We start from the raw sequence: 25,787 nt of genomic DNA, 5'->3' as shown, positions 1-25,787 counted from the left end.
CGGTTCGACCCGGCGGCGGTGACAACCATACCCTCACAGCCTCCATATATGAAAAATTTACGACGCAGAAGAGTGCCAACCGAATAATTATCGCGAATCAGGGCGTTCAGTCGCCGTGTCAGTCGCCCAGCACCGGCAGGATGTCGCGCGGCCGGTCGGTGAACACGGACGAAACCCCAAGCGCCACAAGGGCTTGCGCCTTGACGGGGTCGTTCACCGTATAGGCCAGCACGGGCCGCCCGGTCGCGAGATAATCGGCGATGGTATCGGCGTCCTCGCGGGACTGGTTGATGTTGATCGTCGTCGCGGCGATCCGGTCGGCGATGGCGGACCAGTCGTCCGGGCGGCGGTCGATCAGATAGCCGCGCGGCCAGTCCGGGGCGACGTCGCGGGCCGTCTCCAGGCTCGGCACCTCGAAGCTGGAGATCAGCGGTGGTGGCCGGTCCGCCGGCCACATCGCGCGCGCGACCTCCAGCGTGACGCGGGCGGTCTCGACCTCACGGCCGGGGCACGGCTTGATCTCCAGGTTGATGCCCAGATCCAGTTCGAACACCAGCGCCAGCGTCTCCTCCAGCGTTGGGATGCGCTCGCCGGCGAAGTCCGGTCCGAACCGGACACCCGCGTCGAGCTTCCGCAGCTCGGCGAAGTCCATCGACGCCACCGCCCCCTGACCGTCGGTCGTGCGGTCGACATCGTCGTCATGCATCAGGATGGCGACGCCGTCGCGCGACAGCTTGACATCGACCTCGACCCAGCGGGCCCCCTGATCGGCGGCGACCCGGATGCCCGCGAGGGTGTTTTCCGGCGCGTAGGCCCGGGCGCCGCGATGACCGATGGTCTTTGGCAAGATGAGTTGGGGAAACGAAAGCATGATTGGGGAAGGGACCCTGATCTGTTGAGCCGGCGGTTGGCTTGGCGGGTCATGGCGGGCTATGGTGCGCCCCGACCCGTTTATGCCTGACGTTTGACTGGCGGAGTTCAGCACGAGTTGCCGATCATGAAAAGCACCGCGACGGTCCGCGGCCTGGATGGCCTGGTCGCCGCCGGGGCCCTGACGCCGGAGCGTGCGGCCGCCCTCGGCCGCGTCGCCGACCGTTACGCCATCGCCGTCACCCCCCATGTCCTCGGCCAGCTGGACGGCGCCGATCCGACCGGGCCGCTCGCCCGCCAGTACCTGCCCTCCACCAGCGAGTTGGAGACCCTGCCCGAGGAACTGGCCGACCCGATCGGCGACGGGGCGCACTCCCCCGTCAAGGGCATCGTCCACCGCTATCCGGATCGGGTGCTTCTGAAGGCGCTGCACGCCTGCCCGGTCTATTGCCGGTTCTGCTTCCGCCGCGAGATGGTCGGCCCTGGCGGTGAGGCCCTGGACGGCGAGGAACTGGCGGCGGCCCTGTCCTACATCGCTTCCCGCGAGGAGATCTGGGAAGTCATCCTGACCGGCGGCGACCCGCTGATGCTGGCGCCCCGCCGGCTCGCCGCGATCGTCGCCGCGCTGGACGCCATGCCCCATGTCGGAGTCATCCGGCTGCACAGCCGCGTGCCGGTCGCCGACCCCGCGAGGGTCGACGACGCGCTGGTCGCCTCGCTCAAGGCCGCCGACACCGCGGTCTGGCTGGCCGTCCACTGCAACCATCCCGACGAACTGACCGGCGAGGCCAAGGCCGCGCTCGCCCGGCTGGCCGACGCCGGCATCCCCCTGGTCGGCCAGACCGTGCTGCTGCGGGGCGTCAACGACGACGCGGCCGTGTTGGAGGCGCTGTTCCGGGGTTTGGTCCGCGCCCGCGTCAAACCCTACTACCTGCACCACGGCGATCTCGCGCCGGGCACCAGCCACTTCCGGACCAGCCTGGACGATGGCCGACGCCTCATGAAGCGGCTGCGCGGCAGGGTTTCCGGGCTTTGCCAGCCGACCTACGTGCTCGACATCCCGGGCGGCCATGGCAAGGCCCCGGTCGGCCCCGACTATCTCACGGGCGACGCCGGGACCGGCCACACCGTCGAGGACTACCAAGGCAACCGCCACGCCTATCCACCCAAGCGAGGCTAGGCCGGCCATTTCGGGCCGCTACTCGATCGGCCTGACCATGGTCCCGGGCGGCTGGGCGCTGATGGTGCCGGGAATGGTGCCGAACCCGTCGGGAAACAGTTGCTTGGCGACATCGCTGACCATGAACCGGAAACCCGCCTGCCCTGGCGAGACGCTGCCGACCATGCGGTCGGTCGCCGTGTTGAGCGGCTGGCCGCCGTCGCAGAAGGCGGCGGTGATCCGCGTCGCCGCCATCAGGTCACTATTCTCCGGCGGCGGCACGGCGGCGACGTCGTTGGTGCTGGTGCAGAGCGTCGAGGCCTCGACCATCTCCTCGCCATGGAAGGCGATAACCATCCGGTAGTCCTTGTCGCGCTTGAAGCCGACGCCGGACGTGAAGTTGGTCTGGGGATCCTTGAGTTGCGCCGGCAGCGCCTCGATCACTTGGCGGCTGAAATCCTCGGGTGACGATCCCTTCATGACACCAAGCACGATCACGTCGAACCCCGCTTCCGGCGGGGCGGGGGCCGTCACGGCATCCTGCTTGGTCGCGGGCGGGGTGGGCCGCGTTTGGACGGGACTGTCCTGAGTCATGGTCGTCTGGGCCACGGCGCCGGTCGTCCCGAACGCGATCATGGCGCAGGTCAATCCGGCCGTCAGGGCCCGGAAGCGTGGCATGCGCATGGTCTTCTCCTCGCTGTCGAGACGGCGGCGCATGAACGCCGCACGGTTTGACAAACGAGTCACTTACCGGGATGTTCCCATTTTTCATGAGGGGGGCGATCCCTCGACGCACCCTCTAAGGCAGCTGTGCCACCGAACACCAGGGCTGGCGGGCCTCGCCGCGATAGGGCCGGGCGAGACCGGCTTCGATCAGGCGCTGGCCAAGATCCTGTCCGTCCAGGGTGGAGACACGGGCGCGCACGCGGCCACCATATTTGTCGTGCTGGATGTCACGTAGGATGACGATAGGCTCCGCCACCAGCGACTCCGTCATCTGGCGGGCCTGTTCGGCCATGTCCTTTTCGCGCTGGCACTTGCCGCGCTTCTCCGGCGTGTCAATGCCCTCGATCCGGACCCGCGTGACGATCTCCTGGTCCAGCCAGACCGCGATCCGCACCTCGATCGTGTCTCCGTCGAACACCTGGGTGACCACACCGGTCAGGGGTCCCGGCATCCGATCCGCCGCCAGGGAGGGCGACACGGCGGCGAGGGAGCACAGAAACAAGGCGGAGGCGACGAGACGCGAGCGCACGGGAGTAGGTCCAACAAAGCGGCGGGTGGAATCACCCGCCTATCGGAAGGATACTTGAACGATAGGAAGCACTCAAGCTAATTAGGTTCAATCTCCTACCTGCTATCGTATGTCATATGAATTCCGATGTATGCAGGGACGGAGAACCTATTAAAAATCCGTGCAGCGCCCTTTGCTCTCCCAATCGCCGTACCGTGTCGGCTCCGGTCCGCGCGGACCGCCGATCTCGCCGGGCTTCTGGACGGAGACGCCGGGCGTCACGGGCTCGATTGTCGTGGATTCGGGCGTGGACTTCGGCGCGGCGGCTTCGGCGGCCGCGGCGGAAGGATCGGCCGGGGGGACGGCCTGGATTTCGATCTTGGTCATGTCACGGGATATGGCCCCGGCGACACGTCCAGCCAAGCCTTGAAGCGCGCGGCGGCGGCGTCACATATCGGGTGTCTTCGACTTTGGACCTCCCGCCGGCCGGCGATCGCCGTGGGAGGCCGCCTTGGGATATCCATCATGACGAGCTATTTCCGCACCGCGACCCTGCTGGCCGGCATGACCGCCCTGTTTCTCGTGATTGGCTACCTGATCGGAGGCCAGGGCGGCATGGTGATGGCGCTGCTGTTCGCGGTCGGCACCAACCTGTTTGCGTACTGGAACGCCGACAAGATGGTCCTGCGGATGTATGGCGCCCGCGAGGTCGATGGCACCACGGCGCCGCAGTTCCACGGTCTCGTGAGGCAACTGTCGCAGCGCGCCGGCCTGCCGATGCCCAAGGTCTACATCATCGAGAACGACCAGCCCAACGCCTTCGCCACCGGCCGCAACCCCGAGAACGCGGCGGTCGCCGCGACCACCGGACTGCTGCGCCGCCTCGACAACGAGGAGATCGCCGGTGTGATGGCCCACGAGTTGGCCCATGTCCGGAACCGCGACACCCTGATCATGACGGTGACCGCGACGATCGCCGGCGCCATCTCGATGCTGGCCAATTTCGCCTTCTTCTTCGGTGGCAACAACGGCAACCGCAACAATCCGCTGGGGATGATCGGCACGGTGCTGATGGTGTTCCTGGCGCCCCTCGCCGCGATGCTGGTCCAGATGGCGATCAGCCGCACGCGGGAATACGAGGCCGACAAGATCGGCGCCGAGATCTGCGGCCGCCCGCTCTGGCTGGCGAACGCCCTGGTCAAGATCCAGGAGGGTGCCTCGCGGATCGACAATGTCCAGGCCGAGAACAATCCCGCGACCGCCCACCTGTTCATCATCAACCCGCTGCATTCCCGCTCGGTCGACGGCCTGTTCCGCACCCACCCCGCGACGGAGGAGCGGGTGCGCCGCCTGCGTCTGATGGCGGGTCCGGCGGTGGCCGGCTCGGCCGGTTTCGCGCCCAGCGCGGGGCAAAGCCCCTGGGGTAAGGGAATGGGCGGTGGCGGCCCCTCCGCGGGCGGACCCTGGGGGCAGTGAGAACCGCCGCCGAAAGGTTACCCGAAAGGCTCAGTTGTCGCCGGGATACGAGTCGACGCCGGGAATGTTGGTCAGCCACTTGATCCGGTGATCGGTCCAGATCTCGTATTTCGGCGTCGGGAAGTCGGACGGATCATCGAACCCACCCAGGCAGATCGACACGTAATCGGCGCCGTCGCGCCGCCAGAACAGCGCCGAGCCGCATTTCGGGCAGAACTCGCGCGTCGCGAAATCCGACGCCCGATAGCCGCCGAGTTCGCCGGAGATCAGTTCGAATTGGGTCAGCGGGAAGCTGGCGAAGGCCGGCAAGGGTGCTCCGGTCTGTTTCTGGCACTGGGTGCAGTAGCAGATGTTGGTGTCGTTGGGCGCTCCGGTCGTCCGATACCGGACCGAGCCGCACAGGCAGCCGCCCTCGTGGATCGCGTCGCTCATCCTTGATTTCCTCCCTGGATGGCTCGAAAGCCAAGCTCATCGTGAGAATCGTCCGTGCCGCCCGATGGTTCAACAGAGGGATTCTCATGCCGGCATGAGAGGAATTCATGCCGAGGCGCGCTATACAAAGCATGAGGGCCGCAGTATGACGGTTGGCGCTCCCAACCAACTCCCTCCCCGAACTCCCGTCCCACGACACGGCTTCCCCAACACGGTTGACACGCCCATGACATCCGGCCCCGATATCCGCCCCGCCATCAGCGCCTTGCCCGCCAGCCTGATCGGCGTCGTCGCCAATTACGGCAGGGGCCGAGATGGCATGATCCCGCTGTGGTTCGGCGAGGGCGACGTGCCGACTCCGGGGTTCATCATGGACGCCGCGTATCAGGCCATGCGCGAGGGGCATGTCTTCTACACCTGGCAGCGCGGCCTGCCGGAGCTGCGCGAGGCCCTGTCCACCTATCACCAGCGGACCTACGGCGTTCCCGTCGGCGTCGACCGGATCACCGTGACTGGTTCCGGCATGGCGGCCATCGCCTTGTCGATGCAGAGCCTGATCGACGCCGGCGACGAGGTCGTGGTGGTCTCGCCGGTGTGGCCGAACGTGTTCGCCAGCATCAAGATCATGGGAGGCGTGGTCCGGCAGGTGCCGCTGGCGCTGGAGAACGGACGCTGGCACCTGGACCTGGGCCGCCTGTTCGAGGCCTGCGGACCCCGCACCCGGATGATCTTCATCAACTCGCCGTGCAATCCCACGGGCTGGACGATCGGGACCGAGGACCAGCGCCGCATCATGGAGTTCGCCCGAGAGCGCGGGCTGTGGGTCATGGCCGACGAGGTCTATTCCAGGCTGGTCTTCAACGCCGACCGCGCGCCGTCCTTCCTGGACGTGTCCGAGCCTGTGGACAAGCTGCTGGTGATCAACAGCTTCTCCAAGAACTGGGCGATGACGGGATGGCGGCTCGGCTGGGTGATCGCTCCGGCCGGGATGGGTCCCATCTTCGAGAAGATGACCCAGTTCAACACCTCGGGAGTCGCCGGATTCATCCAGAAGGCCGGGCTCGCGGCCTTGGAGCAGGGCGAGCCATTCGTGGCCGAGATGGTCGAGCGCTGCCGCACCGGCCGCGACATCGTCTGCGGCGCCCTGGAGAGCCTGCCCCGCGTCCGCGTCCAGCGTCCCGACGCCGCCTTCTACGCCTTCTTCTCGGTCGAGGGCGCCGGCGACAGCCTGGAACTCGCCAAGCGGATCGTGGACGAGGCCCTGGTCGGCCTGGCCCCCGGCGCCGCCTTCGGCGAGGGTGGCGAGGGCTATCTGCGCCTGTGCTTCGCCAGTTCGCCGGAATGCCTGACCCAGGCGATGGACCGGCTGATCCCGATCCTGCGCTAGCGACGCGGGATCCGCGCCGTTAACGAAATTATGGTTAACGGCAGATTAACCAGCCATGGCATGGCTTCATGTCAACCATGTGGAAGCCGCACTTCTCGCAAGTGCGGTAGGACACCATATTCCCGTTCACAAGCAACGATGGCCGGCTGAGGACAGCCGGCCTTAATCATCTGAGGACTCACATCATGGCCCTGGCAGTTCGCACGCCCGGTTACGCCGGTCGACGTTCGGCCGATTCTTCCGCTGACCTTATCCAGCGGATGACCGACACCCTGAAAACTTGGAAGTACCGCATCGTCTCCCGGCGCGAGCTGATGGAGCTCGACGGACACATGCTGCGCGACATCGGCCTGAGCGACCTGGAAGCCCAGACGGAAGCATCTAAGCCCTTCTGGCGCGCCTAACGACGGCCAAACCCGCCCACCGGCGGGACGCATACCCGATCCCCCAGGCCCGAATCCGGGTTCGAGGGGGGATCAATCCGACAGGCCGCGCTTATAATGGGCGCGGCTTTTGGATTCCCGGGGTATCGATCATGACGCCAGAACACTTCCACACCTTCGCCCACTACAACGCTTGGGCCAACACGCGGCTTTACGCAGCCTGCGCCGCCCTGCCCGACGCCGAGTACCGCGCGTCCCGGCAGGCTTTCTTCGGCTCGATCCCAGGCACCCTCAACCACATCCTGGTCGCCGACCGCATCTGGCTGGGACGCCTGCGCGGCACGCCACCCGACGGCACCAAGCTGGATCAGATCCTGTTCGAGGATCTGCCGGAGTTGACCGCCGCGCGCGAGGCGCTGGACCGTGACATCCTTGAAATGGTCGAAAGCCACGACGCCGACAGCCTTTCGCGCGACGTGGTCTATCGAAACTCGACGGGCACGGAATTCAGGACGCAGGTGACCTGGGTGCTATCGCACATGTTCAACCACCAGACCCATCACCGCGGACAGGCGCATGGCCTGCTGTCGCAGTCCCCGGTGCCACCGCCCACGCTCGACCTGATCTATTTCCTGCGCGAGCGGGCCACCGGCTGACGGGAGGGCTTATCGCGGATCGCGCTTGAGGCCCCGCTTCTCCAATTCCTGGAGATAGGTCGCCCAAAGCTCGCCCTGGCGCTCACCCATCTCGTACAGGTATTTCCAGGAGAAGATGCCGCTGTCGTGCATGTCGTCGAACTGGATGCGGAGCGCGTAGTTGCCGACCGGCTCCAGCCCCATGATGCCGACATGCCGGCGCCCGGAAACGACCTGCTTCTGGCTCGGAGCGTGCCCCTGGACCTCGGCGGACGGGCTCTCGACGCGCAGCAGTTCGGCCGGCAGTGAAAAGGCGCGTCCGTCGTCGAACGTGATCTCCAGCCGCTTTTCCGCCTTCTTCAGCCGAACTTCCACAGGCCAGTGTTGGGTCCCGAACGGATCGGTGGCGAAGGCCTCTTTGGCGTTCCCGGGATCGCCCGGCGCCATCAGTGACCCGCCAGCTTGGCCGGATGGGCGTTGTCGGAGTCCAAGGTGCGGGCCTCGTCCACCAGCATGATGGGGATGCCGTCACGGATCGGATAGGCCAGACCCGCCCGCTCGCTTATCAGCTCCTGGGCGGCCGCGTCGTAGCTCAAGGGCCCCTTGGTCAAAGGACAGACCAGGATCTCCAGAAGTTTCGGATCGACCTTGGCCGTCGAACCCGTTTTGGTATCGCTCACGTCCTCAACCCCTCACCTGAACCGAAGATCCGGACGGCGCGGTCCGGATCAATGCCTCGCCATGGTATCGCCGTCGCGCTTGTCCAACATAGACATTTCAATGATCGCGATCATCATGCCCGCCCGCTCCGACAGCGTCGGGCATTCCAGCAGGGCCTGCTTCTCCGACGGCTCGAACGGGCAGATCATGCTGAGCGACGTCACCAGCCGTTCATCCGGCGTCTGCTCGATCGCGTCCCAGTTGGCCGAGATGCCCTGGATCCTGAAATAGCTCCGCAACCCCTCCACCAGCCGCGCCCGGTCGAACAGCGCCGGACCCGGCTCGTCCCGATCGTCGACGAACCGCTCCCATGACGCCGCGACCCGGCGGTAGCCGCGCTGGATCGGCATTTCACGCGCGATCTCGAAGCGGCTGACCCCCGTCAGGGTGATCAGATAGCGACCGTCTTCGGTTTCGCTGAAGCTGGTGATCCTGCCCGCGCAGCCGATCGGGTAGACCGGCGGCACGCTGGCGCGGCTCAAGGGGTCCGACGGCTGGATGATGCCGATCATCCGGTTGCCAGCCAGCGCGTCGTCGGTCATCGCGAGATAGCGAGGCTCGAAGATGTTCAGCGGCAACTTGCCCCGGGGCAGCAGCAATACCCCGGTGAGCGGAAAAATCGGAACGATTTCCGGCAGTTGGTCGTGTGTTGGGTCGAACGGGTTTGGGCTCATGAAAATAAGATAGATGACAACTTCCGTCTTGCCATGAGGGTCAGCTTATCGGTTGGCCCAAAAGCCTCGAAAAATTTCACCAGCTGCTTGCGGGCCTGCTGTTCGTTCCACTCCCGGTCGCGCCGCACGATCTCCAGCAGTTCGTCCACCGCCTCCTCGCGCTTGTTGCTGGCGTAGAGCGCCATCGCGAGATCGAAGCGGGTCTGGTGGTCGTTGGGGTCGCGGGCCAGCTTGTCCATCAGGTCGCCGACGGGACCGGCGGCGGCGCTCTGCTCGGCCAGGTCCAGCGCGCTGCGGACGGCGGCCAGTTCGGGGGCCTTGGCCATCTCGGGCGCGGCGCCATCCAGCATCTGGCGAGCGCGGGTGTGGTCCTCCGCCGCGATCAGGCAGCGGATCAGCCCGGCATAGGCCGCGACATTGGTCGGCTCGACCTCCAGGATCTGGCCGTAGATGTCGCTGGCGGTCGCGGCGTCCCCCGCTTCCAAGGCTTGGGCGGCGGCGTCCAGCGCCTCCTGGAGCCCGCCGTCATCGGCGCCGGCGCCGCCCAGCTTGATCAACCGATCGACGAACTGCTTGATCTGCGATTCCTGCTGGGCGCCGACGAAACCATCGACCGGCCGGCCCTGGAAGAAGGCGTAGACCGCCGGGATCGACTGGATGCGGAGCTGTCCGGCGATCTGCGGGTTCTCGTCGATGTTGATCTTGACCATCTTCACGGCGCCCTTGGCGGCATTGACGGTCTTCTCCAGCATCGGCCCCAACTGCTTGCACGGGCCGCACCAGGGCGCCCAGAAGTCGACGATGACCGGCACCGTCCGCGACACCTCCATGACGTCGGCCATGAAGGCTTGGTCGGTGGTGTCCTTGATCAGGTCGGCTCCGGGCTTGGGTCCGGCGCCGGGCGCGTTGAACATGGTCTGCATGGGGACGTCCTGTTCTTTGGAAGCTGGCTGTTCGAAATGCGTGTTTGGCTCGGCCGTTTTTAGATGAGGCCTTGGGCTTTATCCAGCAAGGCCACCGGCCCGTCAGGCCAGATCCGCCACCACCGCGTCGTGCCCGGTGGCGGAGAGGAACTTGACCAGATCGGCCGAGCGGATCGCGGTCGTCCGGCCATTGTCCAGCGGATGGTAGTTCAGCAGGTCGTGCGCCATCATCGCCTGCTCCAGCACCACGGTGACGCGGTGTTCCGTGTCGTTGATCGCGGCGAACGGCGTCACCGATCCCGGCCGCACGCCCAGCACCTGCCACAGCAAGTCGGCGTTGCCGAACGACAGCCGCGCGGCGCCGATCTTCTTGTCCAGGGTCTTGAGGTCGATCGCGCTGTCCTCCAACGCGACGACAAGCCACAGGCGGCCTTTCTTGTCCTTCAGGAACAGGTTCTTGCAATGCCCGCCCGGCAAGGTCCCACGCAACGCCTGGGCCTCCTCCACCGTGAACACCGGCGGATGGCTGTGGGTCGTGGTCGCGATCCCCAGCCCCTCCAGATAGGCCACGAGCTGTTCCGGCGAGGTCGGCGGCTGCTGGGACTCTGTCTGGTCGGGCCCCGTCTGGTTGGGCTCGGTCTGGTCGGGCATGGCGGAAACCTCGCTGGTCCGGCGAAATAAGGCGGCGCTGTTATAGCCCGATCCAGCGGGTGCGCAAACCGTCGCGGAAGATTCGAAAAAAGAGCCTTGCAAAGGGTTCCGGCATCCGTATTATCCACGCTCACCGCTGGTCACAACCCGGACCAGCCGCCAATGCGGGCGTAGCTCAGGGGTAGAGCACAACCTTGCCAAGGTTGGGGTCGAGGGTTCGAATCCCTTCGCCCGCTCCAGTTTCCCAGATGATGATCCGTAAGTCCGCGAGCGCCCTGTTGGGCGCTTTTTTGCGTTCAGGTTGGCTGGCTGGATCAAGACACCTCATCGCACCACCATCGACGATCCCACCGTCGCGGCGCTGGCGAAAGCTCGGCATAGGGCGTCGGCCACCAATGTGTAGCCAAGCCGCTGTCCTTGGGAAGTCCTTCGCCACAGGTGAAAAAGGCGCGATCATGCCCCTCATCCAGCAAACGAATACTCAGGTCCTCACATGGAGACGTCGTCATTCACGAGTTGATCCCAATCTCCGGCCATGATCGACGAAGGCTCGCCGCAAACGATCGTTTGGTTCTAGTGGATTGATCAAAGATTCGAAAAACGCCGCGCGATCCTGTTCGGACAGTGTCAGGGTTTCGTGCTCGATGATTGTCCTTTTTCCCACCATGCCCATGAATGACCTCCATGATCAAATGGATGTCACTTGGACATACAATTCAAACCATATGATTTAGGAAGCATACGCGGCAAATCGTCTTCCCGATTTGTCACCGAACGCCGACTTCCGTATATTGTCACCGTTCGCTGACACTCCTGCGAACCAAAGCATGTTGATCCAGAACGCCACCGACATCGGCCTGATCATCCGCGAGCGGCGCCGCACCCTGGGCTTGGGTCAGGAGGAACTTGCCCGTCGCGTCAAGGTCAGCCGCCAATGGCTCGTGGAGATCGAGAAGGGCAAGCCGCGCGCGGAGATCGGCCTGATCCTGCGCACGCTCGGCGCCTTGGGACTGGAGCTCCACATCGGCACAAGCATTCCACCGGAAACCCGAGTCCCAAGCGCCAACGTCATTCCCACGGTCGACATCGATGAACTCCTCGCCGACCTCGCGAAGGACCCGTCGTGACCCAGGAACTCGTCGGGGTCGCGGCGGGCCGGGTGCTTGGAACGGTCAGGCATGACCAGCGCGGCAGGCTCAGCTTCATCCACGATCAAGACTGGCGCGACGCGGCCGGCGCCTATCCGCTTTCGCTATCCATACCGATGATAGACCCGCGACACGCTCACCGCCCGGTCGAGGCTTTCCTGTGGGGACTGCTCCCGGACAACGCGATGGTGCTCGACCGCTGGGCCAGGCGCTTCCAGGTCTTCGCCCGGAATCCGTTCGCCCTGATCACCCATGTCGGAGAGGACTGCGCCGGACCTGTCCAGTTCGCGACACCGGACCGCGTCGACGCGCTACTCGGGGATGGGAAAGGCGCAAGCTCGCCCTGAAACTCGGACTGGAGCCGGAATTGGTCCTCACCCGCGTGAGGGAGCTAGCCGACACGCTACCCCGGCACGCCGCCGAAGCCCAAAGCAGCGCCGAAGCGGACGGACTGAACCATCCGCTGACCGAACGCGTGACGGCGGTCATGGCAACCAGAGCCGACCTCCGCGCCCGGATGCTGGCGGGTTGAGCGCGAAGGCTGGTCCGCTGTGATCGAGGGCCAGCAAACAGGATGGTACCAGCGATCTTCCGGTGAGTGTCAGCGACCGAATCAACTGGTGGGTCCACCGCATTCACCACTTTGATCGCGGCGCTCCCGTCCGCCGCCTATCGTCCACCTGGAGCTTGTGCGGCAAACTCCGTCGTGTAGTTCGTCGGCAGCCACCCGAACTTGCCGTCGCGAAGTGCTATATGGCCGATCCCTGGAAAGGAAATGTGCGCGGCGCCGACCCAGATCATGTGCCGCGCCGTGTGGGCGAAGAGCTTCCCACGCTGGGCTTCCGCGAGGTCGCCATTGTTGTCGTAGGTCACGGTGATCGCGGGATCGGGAAACTGGATCGGTGCCACATGGACGATGTCGCCCCAGACGATGAAGGTCTCGTCGCCCGCGCGCACCGCATAGGACGAGTGACCGGGCGTGTGGCCCGGCGTCGCCATCGGCGTGATGCCCGGCAGGACCTCGGGACCATAATCGAAGGGTTTGACCCGGCCAGCGTCCAGATAGGGTTTCAGCACTTGGCGGGCGCCCTCGAACATCGGGTGGAGGAAGGCCGGTGCGGCGGTCTCGTTATCCGGGTTCAGCCAGTAATCCTCGTCGGTGCGGCTGACATGGATCGTCGCCGTGGGAAAGACCGGTTTTCCATCCCGCATCAGTCCGCCGACATGATCGGCGTGGAGGTGGGTCAGCAGGACGTCATCGACATCCTCCGGCCGGTATCCGGCGGCTTCCATGTTGGCCCGCAGCTTGCCGCAACAGACGCCATAGAGGTCGCCGGCTCCGCTGTCGATCAGAACCAGCCGGTCGCCCGTGTTGATCAGAAAGGCGTTGATCGATCCTTCCAACGGCATCTCCAGCGCCTCGGCGGCCAGACGCGCCTCCACCTCGCCCGGACGGGCCTGGGTGAGAAGCCGCCTGACAGGGCCGGGAGCCTCGGGCGGCGCCTGCATCACGGCGGCGACGGGGAACGTGTGCGTCCCATCGAGCAATGCCGTGATCTCGATGCCACCCAGACTCATGCGATAGAAACCCGGCGCCTGCGACGCGACCATCGGCGCCTTGGCGATCGCCGGAGCCGCGGGCAAGGCCAACCACGCGGCCGTGAGGCCGAGGGCGAACCCCAGAAACAATTGATGTGCCCGTTCCATCACCGACGCCTATCCGTTCCAGCCTTCGAGAAAGTCCAGGAGAAGCTCGTTGACCCGATCCGGCCGCTCCTCGTGCGGCAGATGCCCGCAGCGCTCGATCGCGTGGGTACGGAGGTCGTCCGCCATTTCCGCCCAGACGGCGGCCATGTCGAAGGTCTGCGCCACCGCGCCGAAATCGGCGCCCCACAGCGACAGCACCGGACAAGCGATCCGGACATCGGCATCCGCCGTATCCTGTTCGATGTCCTGCGAGCTCGCCCTGTAATCCGCCATCGCGCCGCGCACCGCTCCCGGAGCGCGGTAGGCGGCGACATAGGTGTCGAAGTCGGCTCCGGAGATCGCGTGCGGATTGAAGCACCAGTCCGAGAAGAAGTGCCTGAGCCAGATATCCTCGCGTCCGGCGATCAGCGCCTCCGGCAGGTCGGGCACGAGATGGAACAGGAAGAACCAGTAGGCCCGCGCCGTCGCCGCGTTCATGGAGCGCGCCACGATCCGCGTCGGGACATTGTCCATCACCACCAGCCGGTCCAGCAGCCCCAGGTGATCCTTCGCGAAACGCGTCGCGACGCGGGCGCCCCGGTCATGCCCGACCAGCGCGATCCTCTCGATCCCAAGCGCCGCGAGAAGCTCCACGAGATCCCGCGCCATCGTCCTCTTGTCGTATCCGGCCGCCGGCTTGTCGGTCTCGCCGTAGCCGCGAAGATCGGGAGCGATCACCCTGAAGCGTTCGGCCAAGACCGGGATCTGGTATCGCCACGCATAACTTGTTTCGGGAAAGCCGTGCAGCAGGACGACGGGCGGCCCGGAGCCCGCCTCGAGGAAGTGTTGCCGGATGCCATTGGCGCGGATGGTTCGATGAGCGACGTTCATGGGGCCCCGTTCTGTCCTGGGCGACCGGGCCTGGGTGAGCCTGACGGCTTGCCGGTCGTGGAACGGAGCATGCAATCGCTTGGCGGACGGATCGTCTTGCCGTTCCGTGCGCGTTTTGGACGGAACCGCGCCTAACTTTGGCGGCGCGGCTTGGCGGGATCCGTCCCAGCACCACATCGCCGTGACGGAACCTCACAAGTCCAGGCAATCGGAAATCCAGGCGGGTGGAAAGGCCAGGCGGCGGCACCCGCCACCGCCCAGCCCCTCCACTCACGTCACTTCACGACCGCCGCCGCCGAGGTTCCGGTCACCGACACCGCTCCGGTGCCGACCAGTTTCAGCTTCCAGTCCGCCGCCTCGGTGCCGTCCAGGTTGAGGTGGCCGGCGAGGAAGTAGAGGCGTTCGGTGTCGGCGCCCTTGGCGGTGCAGAAGCGGTCCTGCAGGTAATAGGGCGGTATCGCCTGATAATAGAGCGTCGCCTGGACCGACGCCGGCGTGCCCTTGATGTCGGCCAACGGCACGGCGTAGACCAAGCTGTCGCCGCCGCCGTCGACATAGTCGGGATCGTCGCCGACGGCGGTGGAGCCGACATCCTCCGCGAGGTCCTTGCCGGCACCCAGCGCCTCCGAGATCTTCAACCGCTCCTCCAGCTTCAGGAAACCGTGGGGCAGGATGCGGTTGTCCTTAACGTCGCCGCAGATCGACAGGAAGCTGGTGGTGAACTCTCCCGTCGGCTTGACGCCCTCGCCGCACACGGGGGCCGCCTTCGCCGCCGAGGCCGTCTTCGTCGGCGTCACGCCGGCCGGGGGCGCCGTCACCAGCTCCTGGTAGATCTGCGCCTGATCCTGGCGGCTGACCACCTGGAAATGCGGCTGGTGCGCCAGCTTGCCGCCATCGGTCCGGCCGGAGCAGTCGTCCTTCCACCACAGCTCGCCCGCGACCGGCTTGCCCGCCGCGTCCACGATCACGCCGGCCCCGTTGGTCCGGCCCGAGGCCCACAGCACGGCGCCGTTGGCGTCGAGCACGTCGAACTCGATGAAGGCGCGGCGGAAACCCACGCCCGACGGCAGCTTGTGCCCCGTCTTGCTGGTCACCGCGACGGTGGCGTTGAGGGTGCCGCCCTCCGTCTTGACGCCGGTCACCGCGATGGCGGCCGTCCCGGCGGAGGCTTGGTCGAGCATCGCCTGTTCCGTTCGGATCAGCGGATCGACGCCCTTGGACACCAGCATGGGGTCCTGGGTGCGGATGCCGAGGATATCGGGGAATTGCTGCGCCATCTTGGTGAAGAAGACGTTCAGTCCGACCAGCGTGTGCTGGGCGAAGCCGTCGCGCACCGGCAGGTCGATATCCTCCGGACCCAGGTTGTTCTCCGCCTGCGGGAAGTTGGAGTATTCCTGGATGCTGGCGATCTTGCTCCGGTATGGCTTGCCGTTGGCGTCGCGGCTGGGCATGTGGCAGTCCTGGCAGCTCGCCGCCAGCGATCCGGCGCCGCCGGGCAGCTTGCCGTCGACCCCCTCGCCGGTGCGGTACGCGCTGAACGCCCACTCCGGATATGTGGTCTGCTCATAGACGTGGCCGATCACCGCGCCCTTGTCCAGCACCGGCAGGTGGACGGTGTGGCAGGTGCCGCAGGTCTCGGAATTCTTGATGGCCGCGTGGTATTCCGGCGTGTTGCCCAGCGCCTGTTCCATCGGCTTGACCTTGGGGTCCTTGAAGGGGCCATAGATCTTGTCGGGCGGACCGACCAGGAAGCTGCCGGTGAAGGTCTTGGCGAATCCCGTGGCGTCCGGGTTCAGGAAGGCTTGGCGCTCGTCGATACAGGCGTTCTGCGGCGCGTCCTTGAACTGGGCCGTGGCCTCCGCCCCCAGCGCCATACGATGGCACGAGGTGCAGGACACGCCGTCACGCGCCAGCGCGCCATAGGTCGCGTGGCCGGCGGTCGGGTTGCCGGCCGGGAACGGCACGGCGTCGGCGAAGGTGCGCAGGAAGTTCTGGCACTTGCCGGTCTCCTTGAACGTGTCGATCGAGAACTGCCGCTGGCCGAGGATGCCGTGGCAGCCCAGGCAGGTGTTCTGGACCAGTTCCGAACTCTCGGGGTGGAAGGTCTGCGTCTCGCTGGCGAGCTGGGCGAAGAAGATCGGATCGCGGCCGGCCAGACCCATCGGCGAGGTCCACCACGTGGCGTAGGGCGACAGGTTCAGCAGCTTAGCGCCGTGCGGGTTCGGCTTGGTCATGTCGAACTGGAGCCCGGTGCTGCCGGCGTCGTGACAGCCCAGGCACTGGTCGGAGGTGACGAACTCGCTGGCGACATTGGGACCACCGGCCTTGACCCAGACGTTGTCATAGGTCTCGGACGGCATCTTCGACACCGTCTCCCAGGTCGGCTTGGGCAGCCCCGCGACCTTCAAGCCGGTGGTGACATCGGTGTCGTAGCCGTACTGGGGTTGGCCCAGCCGCTTCGCGTCGTCGGTCGGCAGGGCCACCAGACGGTGGTGGATCTCGGGCGAGGGGGCGTCGAAGAAATCCTGGCTGAGGAAGACCAGCGGCTGGCCCGGCTGGCCCAGCATGTTCTTGAGGCTGGCGAAGGTGTGCTCGGACTTGGCCGAGGCGTGGCAGTTCAGGCAGTACTGCCCGAAGCCCATGTTGGGCAGCGGGTTGGTCGGTCCCGGCGGATAGTCCGGCGCCCAGCCGCTCCAGCCGAACCAGCCCCAGAACCAGCCGTCATGGGACGCCTTGGCGTCGCGCACCATGACGGCGGCGCCGCTGGTCGGCAGCAGCTTGAGCGGATCGACCCCGGCGCAGGCGGCGGCTGGCGCCGGGAACATCTCCTTGACCATGATGGCGCCGTCGGGGACGGGAGCCGCCACGACGGGAGTGGCCGCCTCGTCCGACGGACGGTTGACCTTCAGCCACTCCACCATGTCGGGCGAGTACCAGATCACCACCGGCGCGTGGGTGCCGGCATAGGTGCCGACCCACTGGCCATCCTGGAGGCTGGCGGTATAGGGGCCGGTGTCGCGCACCCGCTTGTCGCGCGTCCATCCCGCCTTCTCGTCGCGATGGCAGAAGTTCCGCAGGTAATCCCCCAGCTTCGCCTCGTACTGGTCGAGCGGCAGGTCGCCCGGCTTCCGCACGGCGTCGGCCAGCGAGGCGCACAGCGCAGGGTCGGTCGGCACCAGCGGCGCCGGTTGGGCGGCGGTGCAGGCGGGTGTCGCCAGCGCTGGCCCGGCGGCGAGCAGGCCGCATAGCGCGAGCACGCCGACGCTCCGCCGGATCGCGCGATCGACCGGAGAGGGCTTGGGGAACCGGAGCTTGGGGAGCCGGCACTTGGGGAATGGAATCATCCGCGAACACTCTCCGGATAGGGCAACCCGGTGCGGTTGAACTCCGCCCGGTTCTTTCCCGAGAGTATTAATTCTTATGGACTAAGTCCACTGGCTGGACGAAGGTCCCCGCGGCCGCTCCCCAGTTGTCACAACCGCCGCCCCGCCTTGTTTACCACCGTTCCCACTGTCATATTGCCGCCAAGCTCGAGCCATTCGGGTTCCGGTGGCGCATGACCCATTATGCCATGCCGACGCACCCACGGTCCCATATGCGGCCCCCATGTGCGGCAAGGCGTCGCGAACCCATGTCAATCACGCGTGGGGGGCCAAATAGGCAATGGACCGACGGCGCCGGATGCCATTCAATCGGCGCATTTGAGTGGAAGGACTGGTAAGGATGGCGGCGGTCAAGGGTGCCCTGGAGAGCGCCCGGCGAGGGATCAACTGGCGGAACGATGGCTGAGTTCTTTTCGATGGGTGGCTACGCCGCCTATGTCTGGCCCGCGTACGGCGTCGCGGCGGTCTTTCTCGTCGGCATGCTGATCGTCAGCCTGCGGGGCCTGCGCCGCCACGAATCATTGCTGAAAACGCTGGAGGCGACCCGGCCACGCCGGCGCGAGCGGACCCGCCGCGACGGCGCGCCCGCCCCTGGAGCGCTTACCCCGGGAGCGCCCACCCCGGGAGCGCCATTGCCCGCCGCGGAAGGAAACGACCGATGACCCGCAAGAAACGCCGCCTCTACATGCTCGGCCTCGCCATGCTTGGTCTCGGCACCGCCACGGCGCTGGCGCTGACCGCGTTCCAGGACAACCTCGTCTTCTTCTACAGCCCGTCCGACCTGGCGGCCCAACATGTCGGAGAGCGCAGCTTCCGCCTGGGCGGTCTGGTCGAGCAGGACAGCGTCAAGCGGCTGCCCGATGGCTTGACCATCGAATTCCGCGTCACCGACACCGCCCAGTCCGTGCCCGTGACCTATGTCGGCATCGTGCCCGACCTGTTCCGCGAGGGTCAGGGCGTCGTGGCCGAGGGCAGGATGCGGCCGGACGGCGTGTTCGTCGCCCGCGAGGTGCTGGCCAAGCACGACGAGAGCTACATGCCGCCAGAGGTGGCCGACGCGCTGAAACGCGCCGGTGCCCCGCAGCATACCACCAAGTCGCTGGCGACCCCCGTCAGCGGCCCCGCCGACGCGCCCTCAACACCCCTGGCCACGACAGCGAAGGAATAGCGCCGTGATCCCCGAACTCGGCCATTACGCCCTCGTGCTGGCGCTGTTCCTGGCGCTGGTCCAGGCGACGCTGCCCCTGATCGGCGCCGCGCGCGGCGACATCGCCTGGATGGATGTCGCCAAACCGGCGGCGATCGGCCAGTTCACCATGATCCTGGTGAGCTTCCTGGCGCTGACCTACGCCTACGTGGTGTCCGACTTCAGCGTGCTGAACGTCGTCCAGAACAGCCACTCGATGAAGCCGATGCTGTACAAGGTGGCGGGGGTCTGGGGCAACCACGAGGGCTCCATGCTCCTGTGGGTGCTGATCCTGGCGATGTTCGGCGGCGCCGTGGCATTGTTCGGCCACAACCTGCCGCCGACGCTCAAGGCGCGGGTGCTGTCTGTCCAGGCGATGATCGGCGTCGCCTTCCTGCTGTTCATCATCGCCACCAGCAACCCGTTCATCCGGGTCGATCCGGCGCCGCTCGACGGCACCGACCTCAACCCGCTGCTCCAGGACCCTGGCCTCGCCTTCCACCCGCCGTTCCTGTATTTCGGCTATGTCGGCTTCTCCATGGCGTTCTCCTTCGCGGTCGCGGCATTGATCGAGGGCAGGGTCGATCCCGCCTGGGCGCGCTGGGTCCGGCCGTGGACGCTGGCCGCTTGGTCGGGGCTGACCATGGGCATAGCGCTCGGCTCGTGGTGGGCCTATTACGAGCTGGGCTGGGGCGGCTGGTGGTTCTGGGACCCGGTCGAGAACGCCTCCTTCATGCCGTGGCTGGCGGGAACCGCGCTGCTTCACTCGGCCATCGTGGTCGAGAAGCGCGACGCGCTGAAGAGCTGGACCATCCTGCTCGCCATCCTGACCTTCACGCTGTCGCTGATCGGGACCTTCCTGGTCCGCTCCGGCGTCCTGACCTCCGTCCACGCCTTCGCGGTCGATCCCGCCCGCGGCGTCTTCATCCTGGCTCTGCTGGTGATCGCCACGGCGGGAGCGCTGCTGCTCTACGCGATCCGGGCGCCGTCGATGAAGATGGGCGGGCTGTTCGCCCCGATCAGCCGCGAGGGTGCCCTGGTCCTGAACAACCTGCTGCTGTCGACCGCCACCGCCACCGTCTTCCTGGGAACGCTCTACCCGCTGTTCCTGGACGCGATCGACGCCGGCAAGGTCTCCGTCGGGCCGCCCTTCTTCAACGCCACCTTCATCCCGCTGATGGTGCCGCTGATCGCCGCCATGTCGGTCGGGCCGCTGCTGGCCTGGAAGCGCGCCGATCTGGCGGGCGCCCTGTCGCGCCTCAAGTTCGCCGCCGTGCTGACGGTGATCTGCGTGCTGGGCGCCCTCTACGCCTATCAGGGCGGGCCGGTGATGGCCCTGCTCGGCGTGGCGCTGGCTGCCTGGGCCTTCTTCGGCGCCATCATCGAGCTGACGGACAGGATCAAGCTGTTCCGGGCGCCGCTGGCCGAGAGCTGGCGCCGGGCCGTGGGCTTGCCGCGGTCAAGCTGGGGCATGACGATCGCGCACGCCGGCATGGGCGTCGCCATCGCCGGCATGACCGGCTCGGCCGCCTGGATGACCGAGCGCATCCAGGTGATGCGGCCCGGCGACACCGCCCAGATCGCCGGCTACGAGCTGCGCTTCGATCAGGTCGAGGAACGCCCGATCGCCAATTACCAAGCCAAGACCGGCACCTTCACTCTCAGCCGGAACGGCGAGTTCCTCGCCACCCTCCACCCGGAGGAGCGCTGGTTCCCGGTGTCCCGCATGTCGACCACCGAGGCCGCCATCCGGACCAACTGGGTGTCCGACCTCTATGTCGTGCTGGGCCAGGAGCAGCAGGGCGGCACCGGCGGCTACGCCACCCGCCTGTACCACCACCCGCTGGTGCCGTGGATCTGGATCGGCTGCGTGATCATGATGATCGGCGGCTGCGTCTCCCTCAGCGACCGGCGGTTCCGGATCGGCGTTCCGGCCCGCGCCAAGCGCGACCGCCAGCCGACGCCCCAGCCAGCCGAATAAGCGGCCCCACAGGAAACCCCGAGCGATGCGCCGCCTCATCTACATCCTGCCGCTGGGCCTGTTCGTGGTCCTCGCCGGCTACTTCGCCGTCGGGCTGACGCGCGACCCCTCGGTCGTGCCGTCGGCCCTGATCGACAAGCCGGTGCCGGAATTCACCTTGCCGCCCCTGCTCAAGGATGGCCAAGGCTTGGCCTCGGCCGAGCTCAAGGGCAAGGTCCAGCTGGTCAACGTCTTCGCGTCGTGGTGCGTGCCGTGCCGGGTCGAGCATCCCGTGCTGATGCGGCTGGCCAAGGAGCAGGGCGTCACGGTCAAGGCGATCAACTACAAGGACAAGCCGGAGGACGCCATCCGCTGGCTCAACCAGGGCGGCAACCCCTATGCCGCGATCGGCGCCGACCAGGACGGCCGCGTCTCGATCGACTGGGGCGTCTATGGCGTGCCGGAGACCTACGTGATCGATGCCGAGGGCCGCATCCGCTACAAGGTCGTCGGCCCGGTGATGCCGGACGAGGTCGAGCGGCACATCCTGCCGCTGATCAAGTCCCTCCAGGGGGATCTCCAGGGATGACCGGCGTCGTTCGGGCCTGCCTCGCGGCTCTGCTTATCGCGGTAGCATCCCCGGCCTTCGCGGTCCAGCCCGACGAGGTGCTGAGGGATCCGGCCATGGAGGCGCGGGCGCGCGAGATCAGCAAGGAACTGCGCTGCCTCGTCTGCCAGAACCAGTCGATCGACGACAGCAACGCGCCGCTCGCCCGCGACCTGCGGGTGCTGGTGCGCCAACGGCTGGTCGCGGGCGACGGCGACGGCGAGGTGCTGGACTACGTCACGGCGCGCTACGGCGACTATGTCCTGTTGCGCCCGCCCTTCAAGGCCAGCACCTATGTGCTGTGGCTGGGACCCATCGCGGTCCTGCTGCTGGGCGCTCTTGGCGCGGCGCTGTTCCTGCGTGGCCGTAGGCCAACCGTCGTTGGCGGCGAAGGCGCCACTCCCCTGACACCCGAGGAACGCCAGCGGCTCGACCGCCTGCTGCGCGAGGATAGCTGAGACCATGTTGTTCTGGATCGTCGCCGCCGCGATGACGGCGGCCGTGACCGCCCTCGTGCTCACCCCCCTGCTGCGGGGCCGGCGGGGGTCGACCGGCAGGGCCGCCTATGACATGGAGGTCTATCGCGACCAGTTGAAGGAGCTGGAGCGCGACCTCGCCCGCGGCGGCATCGACGAGCGGCAAGCCCAGGCCGCGCGCGCCGAGATCGGCCGCCGCATGCTGGCCGTGGCGGACGAGGACACCCGAGAGGCGGCACCTTCCCCCGGTGGCCCTTCGATCAGCCGCAACAGCCGATGGGCGGCGCTTGCCCTGTGCGTCGTGATCCCGTTCGGCGCCCTCGCGGTCTATGTGCCGACCGGCCACCCGAACATGCCGGGCCAGCCCTTCGCCTCGCGGGAGGCCGCACCGCCCGGCGGCGCGACGCCCGAGATCATGCAGGCCATCGCCAAGCTGCGCCAGCATCTCAAGGACGATCCGAACGACCTCCAGGGCTGGCTGCTGATGGGCCAGACCCAGACGCGCATGGGCGATTTCGACGCCAGCGCCGAGGCGTTCCGGCAGGCGGTCGCCGTCAGCCAGGGCAAGGACCCGTCGATCCTGTCGTCCTACGCCGAGGCGATGACCGCCGCCGCCCAGGGCGTCGTTCCGGAGGAGGCCAGCCGGACCTTCGAAGCCGTGCTCCAGGCCGACCCCCACGATGCCCGCGCCCACTACTATCTGGCTCTGGCCCGCGCGCAGGCCGGCGACATCCGGGGCGCCCTCGACCGCTGGGTGGCCCTGGTCAAGCAGAGCCCGGCCGACGCGCCGTGGCTGCCGACCGTCCGCCAGCGGATCACCGACACCGCCGGCCAGCTCGGCGTCGACGTCGCCTCCGTGATGCCCCAGCCGCTGCCGCCGAGTCAGCCCCAGGGCCAGTCCCAGCCGGGCGCGCCGCCGAATGCTCCCGGCCCGACGCGCGACCAAGTCGCTGGCGCCGCCAACATGACGCCCGAGCAGCGCGACACGATGATCCGTGGCATGGTCGACACCCTCGCCACCCGCCTGCGCGACAATCCGAACGACGCCGACGGCTGGCTCCGGCTCGGCCGCGCCTATCGGGTGCTGGGAGAGACCGACAAGGCGACCGAGGCGCTGCGCTCCGGCGTCCAGGCCGCACCCGGCCGAGTCGATCTGATGACGGCCTACGCCGACGCCCTGATCGCCTCCGGCGGGTCGGACGAGGCGCCGCCCGCCCCGGCGGTGACGGTGTTCCGCGACGTGCTCAAGCTCCAGCCGGACAACCCGCAGGCGCTCTACTATGTCGGCCTGGACGCCGCGCGGACCGACAACACGGCGGAGGCGTCGCAGCTTTGGGGCAAGCTGCTGACCCAACTCCAGCCCGGCTCGCCCGAGCACGCCGAGGTCCAGGCGCGACTGGACGGGTTGAAGCGCGGCGGCTGAGCGGGGGCGGAACCGCTCCCGCCTCCCTGTGTTCCCCGATGGTCCCATCTCCACCGCGACCATCGGATTCCATGGACCTGAACGCCTCCGACCTGCTCAACCTCAGCACCGCCGAGATCATGCTCGGCAAGCTGTCCGCCGCCCTGCCCGCCATCGGCGCCGGAGTCCTGGTGATCCTGGGCTTCCTCATCGCCGCCACCCTCGTCCGCTCGGTCTTCCGCCGGATCGCGGCCCATTCCGGCCAGGATAGGATCGACCTGTTCAATCTGGCCGGAGTCGTCGCCTTCTACACGCTGCTGGGCTTCGGCCTGATCAGCGGGCTCGGCACCATGGGCATGGATGTCGGCGCCCTGATCGCGGGTCTCGGCCTGACCGGCTTCGCGCTGGGATTCGCGCTGCGCGACGCGGTCTCCAACCTGCTGGCCGGCGTGCTGATCCTGGGCTACCGGCCATTCCATCGGGGCGACCATATCAGTGTCGCGGGCTTCGAGGGCGTGGTGAGCGGCATCGACCTGCGCTACACGACGCTCCAGGGCGACGGCAAACGCTACCTGATCCCCAACCAGACCTTGTTCACCAACGCGATCGTGCTCAACCAACCGGTAGACGCGGTTCAACGGCCAGCGGCATCCTGAGGTCGCCTTCGCCTCAAATTCGAGGGATGTGGTGAAAACGGGTTTGCACCGCAACGACGGCGCGGATAGCCTGTTGTCCAGCCTTTGACACCAGTCAGATCGGAAGCATGGCCCTGTCACAGCCGCAGCCAGCGAACCAGATCCCCAGCCCCGTTCCCGGGGCCGCCGTCGTCGTCGAAGACCTCCACAAGAGATTCGGACAGCTCGAAGTCCTCAAGGGCGTCTCGCTGGTCGCCCACGAGGGCGACGTCATCTCGATGATCGGCTCGAGCGGCTCGGGCAAGAGCACCTTCCTCCGTTGCATCAACCTGCTGGAGACCCCCGACGAGGGCCGGGTCTGGGTCAATGGCGAGCTGATCCGCATGAAGCAAGGCCGCCACCACGCGGTTCCCGCCGATGCCAAGCAGGTCGACCGCATCCGCAGCGGGCTCGGCATGGTGTTCCAGGGCTTCAACCTGTGGACCCACATGACGGTGCTCCAGAACGTGATCGAGGCGCCGGTCCACGTCCTGGGCGTGCCCAAGGCCGAGGCGATCGACCGGGCGGAGGCCCTGCTCCAAAAGGTCGGCCTCGAGGCCAAGGCCAGCTCCTATCCCAGCCACCTGTCCGGCGGGCAGCAGCAGCGGGTCGCCATCGCCCGGGCGCTCGCCATGCAGCCCAAGGTGATGCTGTTCGACGAGCCGACATCGGCCCTCGACCCCGAACTGGTCGGCGAGGTGCTGCGCGTGATGCGCCAGCTGGCCGACGAGGGCATGACCATGATCATCGTGACCCACGAGATGGGCTTCGCCCGCGAGGTGTCGAGCGAGGTCATCTTCCTGCACCAGGGCCGGATCGAGGAACAGGGCCCGCCCGACCAGGTGCTCGCCAACCCGCGATCGGACCGCTGCCGGCAGTTCCTGGCGCGCAACCTTTGACGCTCGAAGACAATAACCAATCAACAGCCAAGAAGCCCGCGACGAAAGTCGCCGAACAGGAGACGGTATCGTGAACAAGACCCTCGCAAGCATCGCGGCCGGCATGGCCCTTTTCGCCGCCGCCAGCGTCGTCGAGGCCCCCGCCGCCCACGCCCAGACCAAGGTCCGCATCGCCACCGAAGGCGCCTATCTCCCCTGGAACGGCATGGACGCGTCCGGCAAGCTGATCGGCTTCGAGATCGACCTGTCGGCCGAGCTTTGCAAGCGCATCGGCGCCACCTGCGAGGTGATGGCCCAGGATTGGGACGGCATCATCCCCGGCCTCCAGTCGCGGAAGTACGACCTGATCATGGCCGGCATGTCGATCACGGACGAGCGCAAGCAGGTGATCTCCTTCGCCGGCCCCTACGCCACCGAGCCGACCGTCTTCGCCGCGATGAAGGGCAGCCCGCTGCTGGCGCTCAACCTGCCGACGACATCCGTCGACATGTCCGAGATCTCGCCGGACGAGCAAAAGCTGATCGACCAGAGCGCCGCCGCCGTCAAGGGCAAGACCGTCGGCGTCCAGGTCTCCACCATCCAGCAGAACATGGTCGAGCAGCTGATGCCCGGCGTCGAGGTCAGGGCCTATGACAAGGTCGACAACATGGGTCTCGACCTGGTGTCGGGCCGGATCGACGCCATCGTCGCCGACCGCTCCGCGATCGAGGGCCTGATCAAGGCCGGCGAGCAGAACAAGGACATCACCAAGTTCGGCCCGGCCTTCTCGCGCGGCGTGCTGGGCGAGGGCGTCGGCATCGGCCTCCGCAAGGCCGACACGGAACTCCAGGGCAAGCTGGACAAGGCGATCAAGGACGCCACCGCCGACGGCACGATCACCAAGCTCTCGACCCAGTGGTTCGGCTACGACACCTCCATCAAGTGATCCGGC

31 protein-coding genes and 1 tRNA gene are annotated in these 25,787 nt (G+C 67.0%); 18 read left to right on the top strand and 14 right to left on the bottom strand.

The features are described 5' to 3' along the window. Positions 1-118 precede the first annotated feature (118 nt). Entirely contained in the window at positions 119-847 is a 729-nt protein-coding gene (gene ugpQ / locus N825_RS00285) for a glycerophosphodiester phosphodiesterase (protein WP_342665997.1), read from the bottom strand. A 150-nt stretch (positions 848-997) separates the two neighbouring features. Here ugpQ and N825_RS00280 point away from each other — a divergent pair, with 150 nt between their 5' ends. Further along, entirely contained in the window at positions 998-2,050 is a 1,053-nt protein-coding gene (locus N825_RS00280; RefSeq protein ID WP_051511324.1) for a lysine-2,3-aminomutase-like protein, read from the top strand. A gap of 18 nt (positions 2,051-2,068) precedes the next feature. Here the strand turns inward: N825_RS00280 and N825_RS00275 are convergent, their stop codons facing one another. The 3 genes from N825_RS00275 to N825_RS00265 all read right to left on the bottom strand — a co-directional run bounded on the left by N825_RS00275 (position 2,069) and on the right by N825_RS00265 (position 3,650). Beyond that, positions 2,069-2,776 carry a hypothetical protein gene (locus tag N825_RS00275; RefSeq protein ID WP_157618897.1) on the bottom strand — a complete coding sequence of 236 codons (708 nt, stop codon included), beginning with the start codon at positions 2,774-2,776 and terminating at the stop codon, positions 2,069-2,071. A gap of 52 nt (positions 2,777-2,828) precedes the next feature. Further along, entirely contained in the window at positions 2,829-3,284 is a 456-nt protein-coding gene (locus tag N825_RS00270; protein WP_037445819.1) for a thermonuclease family protein, read from the bottom strand. A gap of 150 nt (positions 3,285-3,434) precedes the next feature. Continuing rightward, positions 3,435-3,650, bottom strand: a complete 216-nt coding sequence (locus N825_RS00265; RefSeq protein WP_037445817.1) for a succinate dehydrogenase assembly factor 4 — start codon at positions 3,648-3,650, stop codon at positions 3,435-3,437. Between the two features lie 138 nt (positions 3,651-3,788). Between N825_RS00265 and htpX the strand changes: the two genes are divergently transcribed. Continuing rightward, positions 3,789-4,739: a zinc metalloprotease HtpX gene (gene htpX, locus N825_RS00260; protein WP_037445814.1), complete on the top strand. Its 951-nt coding sequence runs from the start codon at positions 3,789-3,791 to the stop codon at positions 4,737-4,739. A 30-nt stretch (positions 4,740-4,769) separates the two neighbouring features. Here htpX and N825_RS00255 read toward each other — a convergent pair whose 3' ends face one another. Continuing rightward, entirely contained in the window at positions 4,770-5,171 is a 402-nt protein-coding gene (locus tag N825_RS00255; RefSeq protein ID WP_037445812.1) for a GFA family protein, read from the bottom strand. 226 nt (positions 5,172-5,397) lie between these two features. On the opposite strand from N825_RS00255, the gene N825_RS00250 reads away from it, so the two are divergent. The 3 genes from N825_RS00250 to N825_RS00240 all read left to right on the top strand — a co-directional run bounded on the left by N825_RS00250 (position 5,398) and on the right by N825_RS00240 (position 7,597). Then, positions 5,398-6,558 (top strand): pyridoxal phosphate-dependent aminotransferase, encoded by a 1,161-nt coding sequence (locus N825_RS00250; RefSeq protein ID WP_037445810.1) that lies wholly within the window; start codon positions 5,398-5,400, stop codon positions 6,556-6,558. 185 nt (positions 6,559-6,743) lie between these two features. Continuing rightward, the gene (locus N825_RS37480; protein ID WP_037445808.1) at positions 6,744-6,962 is read left to right on the top strand and encodes a DUF1127 domain-containing protein; all 219 of its coding nucleotides are present in this window, start codon (positions 6,744-6,746) and stop codon (positions 6,960-6,962) included. A gap of 131 nt (positions 6,963-7,093) precedes the next feature. After that, on the top strand, positions 7,094-7,597 hold the full coding sequence (locus tag N825_RS00240; protein ID WP_037445807.1) for a DinB family protein: 504 nt from the start codon (positions 7,094-7,096) through the stop codon (positions 7,595-7,597). Between the two features lie 9 nt (positions 7,598-7,606). Here N825_RS00240 and N825_RS00235 read toward each other — a convergent pair whose 3' ends face one another. The 5 genes from N825_RS00235 to N825_RS00215 all read right to left on the bottom strand — a co-directional run bounded on the left by N825_RS00235 (position 7,607) and on the right by N825_RS00215 (position 10,544). Further along, positions 7,607-8,023, bottom strand: coding sequence for a gamma-butyrobetaine hydroxylase family protein (locus N825_RS00235; RefSeq protein WP_051511323.1), 417 nt, complete (start codon positions 8,021-8,023; stop codon positions 7,607-7,609). Then, positions 8,023-8,256, bottom strand: a complete 234-nt coding sequence (locus N825_RS00230) for a Trm112 family protein (protein ID WP_037445805.1) — start codon at positions 8,254-8,256, stop codon at positions 8,023-8,025. Before N825_RS00230 ends, N825_RS00235 begins: the two co-directional genes overlap by 1 nt. A gap of 48 nt (positions 8,257-8,304) precedes the next feature. Further along, a complete protein-coding gene (locus N825_RS00225) occupies positions 8,305-8,970 on the bottom strand; it encodes an LON peptidase substrate-binding domain-containing protein (protein WP_037445804.1) in 666 nt (221 codons plus the stop codon). Next, a complete protein-coding gene (trxA, locus tag N825_RS00220) occupies positions 8,967-9,893 on the bottom strand; it encodes a thioredoxin (protein WP_245612955.1) in 927 nt (308 codons plus the stop codon). Before trxA ends, N825_RS00225 begins: the two co-directional genes overlap by 4 nt. Before the next feature lie 102 nt (positions 9,894-9,995). After that, on the bottom strand, positions 9,996-10,544 hold the full coding sequence (locus N825_RS00215; protein WP_051511322.1) for a prolyl-tRNA synthetase associated domain-containing protein: 549 nt from the start codon (positions 10,542-10,544) through the stop codon (positions 9,996-9,998). Between the two features lie 164 nt (positions 10,545-10,708). Here N825_RS00215 and N825_RS00210 point away from each other — a divergent pair. Then, positions 10,709-10,783 (top strand) — tRNA-Gly (locus N825_RS00210). A 266-nt stretch (positions 10,784-11,049) separates the two neighbouring features. On the opposite strand, the gene N825_RS37640 is transcribed toward N825_RS00210, so the two are convergent. Continuing rightward, positions 11,050-11,217 (bottom strand): type II toxin-antitoxin system TacA family antitoxin, encoded by a 168-nt coding sequence (locus N825_RS37640; RefSeq protein WP_084164056.1) that lies wholly within the window; start codon positions 11,215-11,217, stop codon positions 11,050-11,052. Between the two features lie 154 nt (positions 11,218-11,371). On the opposite strand from N825_RS37640, the gene N825_RS00205 reads away from it, so the two are divergent. Genes N825_RS00205 through N825_RS38580 form a run of 3 tightly spaced genes read left to right on the top strand, consistent with a single transcriptional unit; the run spans position 11,372 to position 12,224 of the window. Beyond that, positions 11,372-11,671, top strand: coding sequence for a helix-turn-helix domain-containing protein (locus N825_RS00205; RefSeq protein ID WP_037445803.1), 300 nt, complete (start codon positions 11,372-11,374; stop codon positions 11,669-11,671). After that, positions 11,668-12,039 (top strand): HipA N-terminal domain-containing protein, encoded by a 372-nt coding sequence (locus N825_RS00200; RefSeq protein WP_037445802.1) that lies wholly within the window; start codon positions 11,668-11,670, stop codon positions 12,037-12,039. The genes N825_RS00205 and N825_RS00200 overlap by 4 nt, the downstream gene beginning before the upstream one ends. A 20-nt stretch (positions 12,040-12,059) precedes the next feature. Then, positions 12,060-12,224, top strand: coding sequence for a hypothetical protein (locus N825_RS38580; RefSeq protein WP_157618896.1), 165 nt, complete (start codon positions 12,060-12,062; stop codon positions 12,222-12,224). A 137-nt stretch (positions 12,225-12,361) separates the two neighbouring features. On the opposite strand, the gene N825_RS00195 is transcribed toward N825_RS38580, so the two are convergent. From N825_RS00195 to N825_RS00185, 3 genes are all read right to left on the bottom strand, one after another. Continuing rightward, on the bottom strand, positions 12,362-13,399 hold the full coding sequence (locus tag N825_RS00195) for an MBL fold metallo-hydrolase (RefSeq protein ID WP_051511320.1): 1,038 nt from the start codon (positions 13,397-13,399) through the stop codon (positions 12,362-12,364). 9 nt (positions 13,400-13,408) lie between these two features. Next, positions 13,409-14,269: an alpha/beta fold hydrolase gene (locus N825_RS00190; protein WP_037445800.1), complete on the bottom strand. Its 861-nt coding sequence runs from the start codon at positions 14,267-14,269 to the stop codon at positions 13,409-13,411. Between the two features lie 275 nt (positions 14,270-14,544). Beyond that, on the bottom strand, positions 14,545-17,613 hold the full coding sequence (locus N825_RS00185) for a cytochrome P460 family protein (protein ID WP_051511319.1): 3,069 nt from the start codon (positions 17,611-17,613) through the stop codon (positions 14,545-14,547). Between the two features lie 437 nt (positions 17,614-18,050). On the opposite strand from N825_RS00185, the gene ccmD reads away from it, so the two are divergent. The 9 genes from ccmD (at position 18,051) to N825_RS00140 (ending at position 25,781) form a co-directional block, all read left to right on the top strand. After that, positions 18,051-18,314: a heme exporter protein CcmD gene (gene ccmD, locus N825_RS36010; protein WP_051511318.1), complete on the top strand. Its 264-nt coding sequence runs from the start codon at positions 18,051-18,053 to the stop codon at positions 18,312-18,314. After that, positions 18,311-18,820, top strand: coding sequence for a cytochrome c maturation protein CcmE (ccmE, locus tag N825_RS00175; RefSeq protein WP_051511317.1), 510 nt, complete (start codon positions 18,311-18,313; stop codon positions 18,818-18,820). The genes ccmD and ccmE overlap by 4 nt, the downstream gene beginning before the upstream one ends. A gap of 4 nt (positions 18,821-18,824) precedes the next feature. Then, the gene (locus N825_RS00170) at positions 18,825-20,819 is read left to right on the top strand and encodes a heme lyase CcmF/NrfE family subunit (RefSeq protein ID WP_037445799.1); all 1,995 of its coding nucleotides are present in this window, start codon (positions 18,825-18,827) and stop codon (positions 20,817-20,819) included. 25 nt (positions 20,820-20,844) lie between these two features. After that, positions 20,845-21,387 carry a DsbE family thiol:disulfide interchange protein gene (locus N825_RS00165; protein ID WP_037445798.1) on the top strand — a complete coding sequence of 181 codons (543 nt, stop codon included), beginning with the start codon at positions 20,845-20,847 and terminating at the stop codon, positions 21,385-21,387. Next, positions 21,384-21,863 carry a cytochrome c-type biogenesis protein gene (locus N825_RS00160; RefSeq protein WP_037445797.1) on the top strand — a complete coding sequence of 160 codons (480 nt, stop codon included), beginning with the start codon at positions 21,384-21,386 and terminating at the stop codon, positions 21,861-21,863. The genes N825_RS00165 and N825_RS00160 overlap by 4 nt, the downstream gene beginning before the upstream one ends. Positions 21,864-21,867: 4 nt before the next feature. Next, positions 21,868-23,304 (top strand): c-type cytochrome biogenesis protein CcmI, encoded by a 1,437-nt coding sequence (gene ccmI / locus N825_RS00155; protein ID WP_037445796.1) that lies wholly within the window; start codon positions 21,868-21,870, stop codon positions 23,302-23,304. A gap of 71 nt (positions 23,305-23,375) precedes the next feature. Next, on the top strand, positions 23,376-23,939 hold the full coding sequence (locus tag N825_RS00150) for a mechanosensitive ion channel family protein (protein ID WP_063833562.1): 564 nt from the start codon (positions 23,376-23,378) through the stop codon (positions 23,937-23,939). A gap of 107 nt (positions 23,940-24,046) precedes the next feature. Continuing rightward, complete coding sequence (locus N825_RS00145; RefSeq protein WP_051511316.1) at positions 24,047-24,856, top strand: ABC transporter ATP-binding protein; 810 nt, start codon at positions 24,047-24,049, stop codon at positions 24,854-24,856. A 70-nt stretch (positions 24,857-24,926) separates the two neighbouring features. Beyond that, complete coding sequence (locus N825_RS00140) at positions 24,927-25,781, top strand: transporter substrate-binding domain-containing protein (RefSeq protein ID WP_051511315.1); 855 nt, start codon at positions 24,927-24,929, stop codon at positions 25,779-25,781. Positions 25,782-25,787 lie beyond the last annotated feature (6 nt).

The organism is Skermanella stibiiresistens SB22 (assembly GCF_000576635.1).
GTDB classification, from domain to species: Bacteria; Pseudomonadota; Alphaproteobacteria; order Azospirillales; family Azospirillaceae; genus Skermanella; species Skermanella stibiiresistens.
This window is presented reverse-complemented; position numbering and strand designations above follow the sequence as displayed.

What these genes read in the sequence shown, in the direction of transcription:
- N825_RS00280 (WP_051511324.1), top strand. Translation starts at nt 998, where the DNA reads ATGAAAAGCACCGCGACGGTCCGCGGCCTGGATGGCCTGGTCGCCGCC.
- N825_RS00265 (WP_037445817.1), bottom strand. Translation starts at nt 3,650, where the DNA reads ATGACCAAGATCGAAATCCAGGCCGTCCCCCCGGCCGATCCTTCCGCC.
- htpX (WP_037445814.1), top strand. Translation starts at nt 3,789, where the DNA reads ATGACGAGCTATTTCCGCACCGCGACCCTGCTGGCCGGCATGACCGCC.
- N825_RS00255 (WP_037445812.1), bottom strand. Translation starts at nt 5,171, where the DNA reads ATGAGCGACGCGATCCACGAGGGCGGCTGCCTGTGCGGCTCGGTCCGG.
- N825_RS00250 (WP_037445810.1), top strand. Translation starts at nt 5,398, where the DNA reads ATGACATCCGGCCCCGATATCCGCCCCGCCATCAGCGCCTTGCCCGCC.
- N825_RS37480 (WP_037445808.1), top strand. Translation starts at nt 6,744, where the DNA reads ATGGCCCTGGCAGTTCGCACGCCCGGTTACGCCGGTCGACGTTCGGCC.
- N825_RS00240 (WP_037445807.1), top strand. Translation starts at nt 7,094, where the DNA reads ATGACGCCAGAACACTTCCACACCTTCGCCCACTACAACGCTTGGGCC.
- N825_RS00235 (WP_051511323.1), bottom strand. Translation starts at nt 8,023, where the DNA reads ATGGCGCCGGGCGATCCCGGGAACGCCAAAGAGGCCTTCGCCACCGAT.
- N825_RS00225 (WP_037445804.1), bottom strand. Translation starts at nt 8,970, where the DNA reads ATGAGCCCAAACCCGTTCGACCCAACACACGACCAACTGCCGGAAATC.
- trxA (WP_245612955.1), bottom strand. Translation starts at nt 9,893, where the DNA reads ATGCAGACCATGTTCAACGCGCCCGGCGCCGGACCCAAGCCCGGAGCC.
- N825_RS00215 (WP_051511322.1), bottom strand. Translation starts at nt 10,544, where the DNA reads ATGCCCGACCAGACCGAGCCCAACCAGACGGGGCCCGACCAGACAGAG.
- N825_RS37640 (WP_084164056.1), bottom strand. Translation starts at nt 11,217, where the DNA reads ATGGGCATGGTGGGAAAAAGGACAATCATCGAGCACGAAACCCTGACA.
- N825_RS00205 (WP_037445803.1), top strand. Translation starts at nt 11,372, where the DNA reads ATGTTGATCCAGAACGCCACCGACATCGGCCTGATCATCCGCGAGCGG.
- N825_RS00195 (WP_051511320.1), bottom strand. Translation starts at nt 13,399, where the DNA reads ATGGAACGGGCACATCAATTGTTTCTGGGGTTCGCCCTCGGCCTCACG.
- N825_RS00190 (WP_037445800.1), bottom strand. Translation starts at nt 14,269, where the DNA reads ATGAACGTCGCTCATCGAACCATCCGCGCCAATGGCATCCGGCAACAC.
- N825_RS00185 (WP_051511319.1), bottom strand. Translation starts at nt 17,613, where the DNA reads ATGATTCCATTCCCCAAGTGCCGGCTCCCCAAGCTCCGGTTCCCCAAG.
- ccmD (WP_051511318.1), top strand. Translation starts at nt 18,051, where the DNA reads ATGGCTGAGTTCTTTTCGATGGGTGGCTACGCCGCCTATGTCTGGCCC.
- ccmE (WP_051511317.1), top strand. Translation starts at nt 18,311, where the DNA reads ATGACCCGCAAGAAACGCCGCCTCTACATGCTCGGCCTCGCCATGCTT.
- N825_RS00165 (WP_037445798.1), top strand. Translation starts at nt 20,845, where the DNA reads ATGCGCCGCCTCATCTACATCCTGCCGCTGGGCCTGTTCGTGGTCCTC.
- N825_RS00160 (WP_037445797.1), top strand. Translation starts at nt 21,384, where the DNA reads ATGACCGGCGTCGTTCGGGCCTGCCTCGCGGCTCTGCTTATCGCGGTA.
- ccmI (WP_037445796.1), top strand. Translation starts at nt 21,868, where the DNA reads ATGTTGTTCTGGATCGTCGCCGCCGCGATGACGGCGGCCGTGACCGCC.
- N825_RS00150 (WP_063833562.1), top strand. Translation starts at nt 23,376, where the DNA reads ATGGACCTGAACGCCTCCGACCTGCTCAACCTCAGCACCGCCGAGATC.
- N825_RS00145 (WP_051511316.1), top strand. Translation starts at nt 24,047, where the DNA reads ATGGCCCTGTCACAGCCGCAGCCAGCGAACCAGATCCCCAGCCCCGTT.